The sequence below is a fragment of the Acinetobacter sp. ANC 3832 genome (assembly GCF_002135415.1).
Taxonomy (GTDB): domain Bacteria; phylum Pseudomonadota; class Gammaproteobacteria; order Pseudomonadales; family Moraxellaceae; genus Acinetobacter.
In genome coordinates, this window is record NZ_NEGJ01000025.1 from 19916 (window position 1) to 28813 (window position 8898).

The 8898-nt window shown below is 37.4% G+C and carries 10 protein-coding genes; 2 read left to right on the forward strand and 8 right to left on the reverse strand.

From position 1 onward, the window contains the following. Positions 1-31: 31 nt before the first annotated feature. Genes B9T35_RS17865 through B9T35_RS17890 form a run of 6 tightly spaced genes read right to left on the reverse strand, consistent with a single transcriptional unit; the run spans position 32 to position 5750 of the window. Positions 32-1297 carry a phage minor head protein gene (locus tag B9T35_RS17865; protein ID WP_086192599.1) on the reverse strand — a complete coding sequence of 422 codons (1266 nt, stop codon included), beginning with the start codon at positions 1295-1297 and terminating at the stop codon, positions 32-34. Further along, positions 1297-2751, reverse strand: coding sequence for a phage portal protein family protein (locus B9T35_RS17870; RefSeq protein WP_086192601.1), 1455 nt, complete (start codon positions 2749-2751; stop codon positions 1297-1299). The genes B9T35_RS17865 and B9T35_RS17870 overlap by 1 nt, the downstream gene beginning before the upstream one ends. A 41-nt stretch (positions 2752-2792) precedes the next feature. Then, the gene (gene terL / locus B9T35_RS17875; RefSeq protein WP_086192603.1) at positions 2793-4199 is read right to left on the reverse strand and encodes a phage terminase large subunit; all 1407 of its coding nucleotides are present in this window, start codon (positions 4197-4199) and stop codon (positions 2793-2795) included. Beyond that, positions 4189-4653 (reverse strand): DUF2280 domain-containing protein, encoded by a 465-nt coding sequence (locus B9T35_RS17880; protein WP_086192605.1) that lies wholly within the window; start codon positions 4651-4653, stop codon positions 4189-4191. The genes terL and B9T35_RS17880 overlap by 11 nt, the downstream gene beginning before the upstream one ends. 58 nt (positions 4654-4711) lie before the next feature. Then, a complete protein-coding gene (locus B9T35_RS17885) occupies positions 4712-5353 on the reverse strand; it encodes a putative metallopeptidase (RefSeq protein WP_086192607.1) in 642 nt (213 codons plus the stop codon). Beyond that, positions 5313-5750, reverse strand: a complete 438-nt coding sequence (locus tag B9T35_RS17890; RefSeq protein ID WP_086192626.1) for a hypothetical protein — start codon at positions 5748-5750, stop codon at positions 5313-5315. Before B9T35_RS17890 ends, B9T35_RS17885 begins: the two co-directional genes overlap by 41 nt. Before the next feature lie 114 nt (positions 5751-5864). Between B9T35_RS17890 and B9T35_RS17895 the strand changes: the two genes are divergently transcribed. Continuing rightward, positions 5865-6410 (forward strand): ribbon-helix-helix domain-containing protein, encoded by a 546-nt coding sequence (locus B9T35_RS17895; protein ID WP_086192608.1) that lies wholly within the window; start codon positions 5865-5867, stop codon positions 6408-6410. 14 nt (positions 6411-6424) lie between these two features. Here the strand turns inward: B9T35_RS17895 and B9T35_RS17900 are convergent, their stop codons facing one another. Both B9T35_RS17900 and B9T35_RS17905 read right to left on the reverse strand, forming a co-directional pair. Then, the gene (locus B9T35_RS17900; RefSeq protein WP_086192610.1) at positions 6425-6628 is read right to left on the reverse strand and encodes a hypothetical protein; all 204 of its coding nucleotides are present in this window, start codon (positions 6626-6628) and stop codon (positions 6425-6427) included. A gap of 306 nt (positions 6629-6934) precedes the next feature. Then, positions 6935-7936, reverse strand: a complete 1002-nt coding sequence (locus tag B9T35_RS17905) for a hypothetical protein (RefSeq protein ID WP_086192611.1) — start codon at positions 7934-7936, stop codon at positions 6935-6937. A 265-nt stretch (positions 7937-8201) separates the two neighbouring features. Between B9T35_RS17905 and B9T35_RS17910 the strand changes: the two genes are divergently transcribed. Next, a partial coding sequence (locus B9T35_RS17910) for an exodeoxyribonuclease VII large subunit (RefSeq protein ID WP_171264326.1) occupies positions 8202-8898 on the forward strand: 697 nt, incomplete at its 3' end.

Genomic DNA, 8898 nt, shown 5'->3' on the forward strand with positions numbered 1-8898 from the left:
ACCTATGAAGGTGGTCATTAATTAATTGTGATTAGTTCGTGCTATGCAGGGTGTTGTTGGCAATAAATAATCTAGTAGCAACCTCTTTGGTCTTTCTAAGAACTATCTCACTATCCGACACACTAACAACCTCTAAATTCAAATCAGGAGCTAATAGAGCACCATCCAAGCCATTAAATTTAGTTAAATCCAAAGCAATACCTTTTGCATCAGTGATAATAATATTTTTCCCCACTTTTTCAGCAGTCTTAAATAGTGTTGGTGTTTGTATACCAATTACATTGCCTTGTTTTAACTCAAGAGAGTCGAAACCTTTTAGGTTATTACCTGTGATCTTATTTTTAAGATTCTTAGCAATCGATAATAAGGATTGGAATGAACGGCGCATCCAATTTGTAATTGAATTTGATTGCTCATCATTTCTCACTACTGAGCTTTTTAATAAATCAGTAAGTGAATGCTCATCATCATGAATTAACTCGGCCAACATACGTATTGCACTTGGCTCTACATCCTTATTTTTCTCTAAAACTCTATCAACAATTGATTCAGTGTCTTCTTTGGTCTTTTCCGACATCGGCTCAAATGCTTTTACAATCTCATCATTGGCTTGTTGGGAAACAATTGCTTCATCTTTAATCTTGGCAAGCTCTGAAGCAAGATTTGCATCAGTCAGAATAGCATCATCAATCTTTTCTTGAAGCACATCATTGAGATGCTTTCCATAACTTGCAGGTGTGGTCGAAAATCCTTTATCTGGTTGAACAACAGGCAACTTATCATCAGGTGTAATACCCAATCTTTTGGCTTGAGCTTCAGTCAATGCACTCACACCGCAACGGCATAAATATCCATTTGGGGGGTAATACGTGTACCAAAACGAATCATCAATGTGCCGAATAATGTTGTTTAACACTAAGTGACTTGGACGAACTCGACTATCTGTTAATGATGAATATCGTAGATAAGGTCGATTAGTTTTATTCTCTTGTTGCTGAGTCCAGATGCCATGTGCATAAGCATTTTGAATGTTCGTACGAAAGATATTTTCAAGATGATGAGGGCTTAACTCAATTCCATTTTCCTCAATCGCTTTCTTAAAATCCTGAAAAGTTGAGCCATCCTCAATAGCTTTATTAGACAAATTAATAACTGTTCTGATCTGATCAAGGGAAGCTAATTTACTGACTGTTGTTGCATACTGCCTTGCGTTTAAATCAAGTAGATAAAACTCTTCAGGCAGTACAACTTTCTTTTCACGAGCATAACGTAGAGCATCTGTATAACTTACTGTCATCACTTGCTCCGTTGCACATACCCGATCACATCAAACAAGTACAAAGCTCTCGCCATGGTTTCATTGAACTTTTCTACTGATTCACCAGACATCATCTTGTAAAGATTATTCTGCAAATCATTCAAATCAGTCGATGTCTCAACAACTTTCATCAATTCAGATTCAGAAAATAGGTTCTTTTCAATATCACTGATCTTGTCATCAACTTCACGCTGATTTGTGTCTAAGCCTTGCATGTCTGCTTTAAAGCTAAATACTTGCTTCGGTAATGCATTAAATTGAGTATTAGCCATGACAGTAGGCTCTCTTAGATCGCCATCCTGAAAGCCATATTCACGAGTGTAATATTGATTAGTGAACTCAATACCAGTGTTTTTTAGCTTTTCATCACGCTCAGCCTGTTCGACATTCAGTGATTTTTCCTCACCTATGATGATTTTATGTTGCTGCCAATCATTCAACAAACAAAGTGCATTAACAACACTCTGCATTGTTGGTGTGATCAATCGAATATCTGATTTAAGCTTATCTTTGCGTACATTGTCATGTACTTGACCAAGCGCTCTTGATCCAGTTCCATCTGTACCACTGGTTAGAGTCTGCCCCAATATCAACTTTTGAATCTGACGCAATATCACATTAAAAAATGTTTCAAATGACGAGCCTGCAGTACCCTGTGTGACACCAACCATCTGCACATCATCTTCCGCATCAATTGAAATAACAGACTGAGCATGAGCGGAAAGCAGCGCATCATTCATTGCTTGTATATCATCGTCTTCTGCTTTAGCCACCTTACCGAGTAAAATAGGTGTACCGAATCGCTCTAAGAACTTAGCCCAAAACTTAAAACCATTTTGCTTGAAGAAAAATAACCAGTACAAAACTGACAATAGCGCTTTGCCATATGGGTGCTTATATGAAGCTTTACGGCGAGTTAAGAAGAATTTAATTTTTTGATCAACTTCACGCTCCAATCCTGTTGCATCCACTCTATACATCAAACGTCCATCAGGTTTAGGCTCAAACCATTCCATCGGCTTCTCACCAATCCATGTAAGCCCAATATAACCATCATCTTTATAATCCCAAGTCGCTTCTTGCACTGAATAGCCAAAATACAATGCATTATGCGCAACGGCTGCAATCTCGCTAAACCACTCATTTAGCTCTTTCATAATAAATAACGCTTCAGGCGAATCACTCGGCTCTAATCGAAACGGTGTACCAAGTAATGCATCTGTGCGAGTTTCTGTTGCTTGAGCTATTTCATCATCTTCAAGTAAAACTGATAATCGGTGACGCGGAATACCCGCTTTTCGCAATGTTTCGTCTAGATCAGGCAATCGACCAAGTGTTTTAAAGAACTGCGATACTGCTTCATGTGAGCTTAGTGAACCTTTTGACAAAGCCTTACTTTTCACCTTAACCTTATCTTTATTAGACTTTGCCATAATTATTTCTCATAAAAAAACACCCATTTGGGTGCTTTGTATTAGTAAGTTCTAGATCCAGCGGTCGCAGGTTTGGCTTTCACTCTTGATCCAAGAAGCTCGTTAAACCCATCACTACAACCATCCACTTGGTCATCATGTTTTGCATTCGGGAAGTTTCGTAATTCATCAATCAGGGCTTTATTCCAGTCACCACGCAACATTTTCACATTGCCAACATTCACTTGAGCAGCGAAAGGTTCAGCCCTCGTTATTTTGTCACCAGAAACAACTTCTGCTGTTACAGAAAATCCAGATAACATAGTGATGAAATTCTTGGCTTGAGCCTTACCTGCCTGACCAGGATCTTGCGGTAATTTAATGACAACTTTCCGCCCATCCATTTGAGCAGTCTGTTTAATGTTTCTCTCAACACCATCAGGCCCCCACTGACCGCGAACCATATCCACAATATAAATAATATTATCTTTGGCTTTTAACATTCTTGGACCAGCAGTCCAGTCACCCTCATTCTCAGATGATGCTAAATCCCATGCACGTACTTCTTTTAGAATTTCAGCAGGTATAGCATCAACAATTTCAATATTGTCAGGCTTAAAAAAACCACCTGCAGGTGGTGATGGTCGCTGTCTGTACTGCCCCGAGAAAACATAAGGTGCTGCCAATTCCATTCGATTTAACACTTCAATAGTGTGCTTTGCAGGCCATAATGCTGTTCCATCTGGCTGAATAGCAGAAAGCTCCAAATGCTCCCACACCTCACCATTCCCACCATCTAATAACCATCCTGCCAAATCTTCTTCATGCAAACGTTGCATAATGACAATAATGGGGGTATTGGGTGAGTTGGTTCGAGATTCAAGTGTATTCTGAAACCATTCAATTACATTTTTACGAATCGTATCTGAACGCGCTTCACTGGCCTTATGTGGATCATCAATAATGATTGCCCCGCCAAAGCCATCTCTCAGCTTGCCCGCACCAAAACCTGTAATTGTTCCGCCTGTGCCTTGTGAATAACAGACACCACCATCTGCCGTGCGCCAGTCGTCTTTAGCTTTACTGTCATCACGTAACTTTAAATCAGGAAATACTTTTTTGTATGAATCCTCTTGCACTAAATTACGAGTTTGAAAAGCATTGTTTGCAGCTAATGTCGCAGAATAACTGACATGAATAAATTCAGAGTCGGGAACCTTACCAAAGCACCACGCCATGAAGTTAATTACCGCCAATTCAGTCTTAGAGTAGCGTGGCGGAATGTTAATAATAAGGCGTTTAGTTTCACCGCTAAATACCTTCATCAATGCATCACAGACCACTCGATGATGCCAATTAGCCAACCATTTAAATTTACGGCGCTCTTTAAACATGTAGCGAGAGAAAAAATATAAATCTTCTTGAGCCTCAATTTGTATAGCAAGGTCACGCTCAGCTTCAGTACTCATCTAAGATTCGCTCCCTTGCTTTAAGGTATGCCTCCTTAGAAACGGTTGTTTGTATTGATTCTAACGGCCCACCATCTTTACCTGTCACTTCTTGACGAGTTACTCGCCCATCAGTTTCTTGAAATGCCTGTTTTAATATATTTTGCTTTGCTCTTTTATTGCGACCTGAGTCTTCATACATTTTCTGCAATTCATTTAATCGAAATGCCTTGTTTGCAATCGCAATATCCTCAATGTTTTTTCGAAAATCTTTACGGCTACGCTCAAATAAATCCTTTAATTTTTTACTAAGATTACGTCCCGCAACTTTCGTTGGGTCGTAAAGTGCCACCTGTTGTCTTGTTATTTCAAGCCTATAATCTTGCTTTACAGCTTCCACTACTTGTTGAGGGGTTTCAAAGCATGCAAGAGACTGAACTATAAACATTTTTACAGGCTCATTTAGTGCTGCCATAAACACCTCTTTGTATAGCTACGTATAGCAAGATAGGCAAAAAAAAGAGCCTCAAGGCTCAATTAATCCCACACGTTCCACAGCACGCAGCGATACTTTTTTTTGATACGAATGGTGCATTCTTTGCTATTTCTAAAAGTCGTTTGACTGACTCATCCATTCCCCATCGTTTTGTCTCACCGAAGAATACTTCTACATCGTGCCCAGCAAGATAATGTTTTGGTAGACCTGTATGGTCGCTATAGATTGGCTCACCATCTTCGTCACGCTCTACACCAATATGATATAGCTCATGCTCGATCAGACGACAGAATTCGAGATCAGTTGTATTCTCGCAATAACTCGCATCAATCGTGATTAAGTAAATCGGTACATATCCAAACCAGTCACGCATCTGTTGTTCTTGGCGTGCTTTCTTCCATCCACCTTGATTGAACATCACTTTTTCACATTGACCTAAGACCATACGCTTTTTAGCAACGGCGGCAGATGAAGCCCAAGCGAATGCTAGAAAGGTTTCATCATCATGTATAAGTTCAGCAATATGGTCATGATCAGGGTTATGAAGCACACCGCCCAAAGTTAGAAAGTTTTTTACAACCCATTCTCTTAGGTCCACGGCGGGTGCCAATAGAATTGCTTCTTGTTCTTCGGCACGATCAATTAGATCCGTCGGCGGAAATGGTCTGATCTGCTCCATCTTCTAATCTCTCTAATAACCCTTGAACCCAATCAATTGCATATCTCGACTTAATTTGATGAGGTTCAAGACGTACAACTCTATAACCTAGCTCTTCAGCTAAACCATATTTATTAAATGCGTTTGCTATCTTTTTGCCACCATGACCAACCGACCATGGGCTACCTGCAATTTCTATAAGAAGATTCAACTTCACAATATAAAAATCAAACCGCCAATTTTTGGTTGATTCAAATTGAAACTTACGGCGATAACCAATTCGATATTCTTCTAATTCTTGGAATAGGGTTTCTTCTGCTTCTAAATATTTTTCTGTGGCTTTAGGTAATGGTCTGGTGCGTGGCTTAGTTTTAGGTGGGCGCTTTTTGGTTTTCCAGAAATAGTCGTTAGCGTCCATATTGATAATTAAAACAATTGACTTTAGAGAAGAAGTTAGTGAAAATAACATGGTGACATACGTGTCACCTATTGGTGACAATACAAGCACTATAACCCATTCAGAGATAACACTATGAATACAATCCACGAGGATTTCTTAACAGATACGAAGTCCACACCTGTTAAAGTTCACCTACCTAATAAGCTTGTTGAGCAAGTTAATGAGTTTTGTGAAGCAACGAAGCAATCAAAATCAGAAGTGATTAGAGATTGTTTAATACAAGGCTTAAACAACTCACCACAATGGACAAACCGCAGGTTTTTCTTCCCCTCACGCCTCACTGAAAACTCTGAAAAAATTCAGAATTTTTTTAAAAACCCACCAATTAATACTCTTGTAAAATTAGCAGCAAATCATATCAACAATCCAAGTTCAGCTTATATGGTGATGGGTTATTTTCAAAAAATAGTTGGTGATGAAATATCTGTTTACGTCCCACCATTTCCCATTCAGCATTTTGGATTATCTAATGCCATTCAGGAGTTGGTACAAATTTCAACCACTCAATCCAAAGTGGTAATTCCTGATGTCGAAATGACACTAAATGCCTGGTTACAAAACGAAGTAAAAGTCATCTACACACTCCCAATCGATTATGTGTGGGATTTCTACCAATAAGCCACTCTACCCCATCAATCAAAATGATTGATGGGGTATTTGTGCTCATAGATTAATACTGACCGTAAATTCTTAATCTGCTCTTTCAGCCGAATCATCACGTTATCAATTGCGATCAATTCACTATGTCTTAATCCAACACGACTTAGATCTTGATACTTTGACAGTTCAGCACTGCAAAATTCTAAGTCTTTACGCGCTTGTACTGTGTCTGTCATAAGTCACTCTTTCGGTATTTCAGAATAGTTCAATAAACCAACTTGATTATCCTTTATTTTATTTTTTGATACACAAACAGTTTTGCTTCTCTTTTAAACAAGTCAAATCAAACAATTCACTGAGTTTAAATATCAGTAAAAATGTCCTTAATTTTATTATTTTTATCAAATATATAAGATATAAATAAACAAAAGTACGTCAAAGATTATGTCAAACTAAGAAAGATTTCTTCTTAGTTAAGCAAGAAGCGATCAGCAAATTTAAGACAATAAAAAAACCACCTTTCGGCGGCTGGAATTTTGTTATTATTTAAATCCATCGTTAAAAATAAAACAAGATTCAGGCATCTCTCTTTCCCCTATTGCAAGATAATATGGAGTTAACACTAAAGCATCAGAGTCTTGTGGTAACCTAGAAGATACATCAACAGCGTCAACAAATTTATATATTTCTTTCATCTTTTCATTAAAATTTGTACTCGAAATATTGTCAGGCATTGGCAGAAGTTTAGATATGCTTGGAGGTAAAGTTAATCCCTTATTAATAACTTTAGCATCACCCTTAACACTTGTATTACTAATTGCAGCACTGAGGTCGACTACTCCATTAATACCACTTAATGACAAACTTTTAGCATTTGATTGACCTGAACCCATCGCTGAAACTCCAAAACCAATTAGAACAGGCAAGTGACCTCTCTGGGTTTTCCTATAGCTAAATAATTGTTTTCCATGAAAAATATAAAAATCAAACTTCTCTTTTTCTAACTTTACTGTTAAAGGTATTAAACCTAAAGATCCGTCAGTCTTTGATTTTTTAAAACCAACAATAGTTATCGGTGAATTAAATAAGCTATTTAGCTTTTTAACATCTGTAGGGAATTTTTCAGCTCTAAGTGTTCCTGGGTTATCTTCAACATAATAATAGGTTGCCAAGTCTGGCTTTTCATAAATCACCACATTTTCTTGTAATTTTGTATAACACTCATTTGCTGTCTCAGTAGTTTCTGTGGACTCTTCCTTTTTTTTAAAAAGACTTAACATGTTTTTAATAAACGATCTTTTATCATTATTATTTGCGGAAAGATAATTTACTTCATTTTTTTTCAAAATTTGAGCTAAAAGCACACTAAACATTGAGTTTTCTGGATCTATATTCTCAATTTTCAACTGTTCCGTTACATGATTTTCTTGTTGAGGAAATTTTACACCTACTGCTTCTATATCTTCATCTATAAATTTTAGTGGTACTGCAAATGCTGTACTTATATTTAGTGAACTGAAAATTATAAATAATGTACTTTTCATAATTTATACTCATTTTTATATTCTATGATGGATTTAATATAAGTTATTTTTATAGTCTTTTACACAACAACTTCCCACTTTTCGATGAACAAAAAAATACCCGCTATTGAAAACGGGCATATAAAATTTGAACTATGTGGATTACCATAACTTCGGTCACTATAACAAAAATATAGCAGTTGCCTTGTACAAGGTCAAGTTCAGTAATTGAGTTCAATGTGGTGCCTAGGTTATGATCATCATACCTTTCAACTTATAAATTATAATGTCTGAGTTTCAACTAACCCTTAGTGAATATTTATCAACTATACAAGAAGTTATCCTTATAACTTTTGAAGAACCTGTATGGGTAAAGGCCGAGATTCGAAATCTAAGCATTAAAGGTGGTCACTATTATTTAGAGTTGGCTGAAAAAGAAGAAAGTACAGATAAAGTCATCGCAAGTTGTAAGGCAACCATCTGGAAATTCTCCGCAGCAAAAATGGTTCTAAAATTTGAACGTGAAAGCGGAATTGAGCTATCTAAGGACCTTAATGTCCTCATTAAAGTAAAAGCTAAGTTTGATCCTCAATATGGTTTTTCAGTCAACGTAGAAGATATAGACTCAAGTTACACCATTGGCGATATTGCACGGCGCTATATGCAGATAGTTGAACGGTTAACTGCTGAAGACCTAATTAACAAGAATAAATCACTACCAACACCTTTTGATCTTCAAAACATCCTGGTAATCGCTCCAGAGAATGCTGCAGGTCTAGGTGACTTCAAAAAAGATGCCGATGCCTTAGATAAAGCCGGTGTTTGCCATTTCATTTATCACACAGCAACTTTTCAAGGTAATACAGCTGCAACCAGTATTACTGAATCACTCAGCACTGCATTAAGACAGTGGGCTAAGGATTTTAATAGCGCACCAGATCTGATCGTTATTATTCGCGGTGGTGGTGCTGTAAATGATTTGG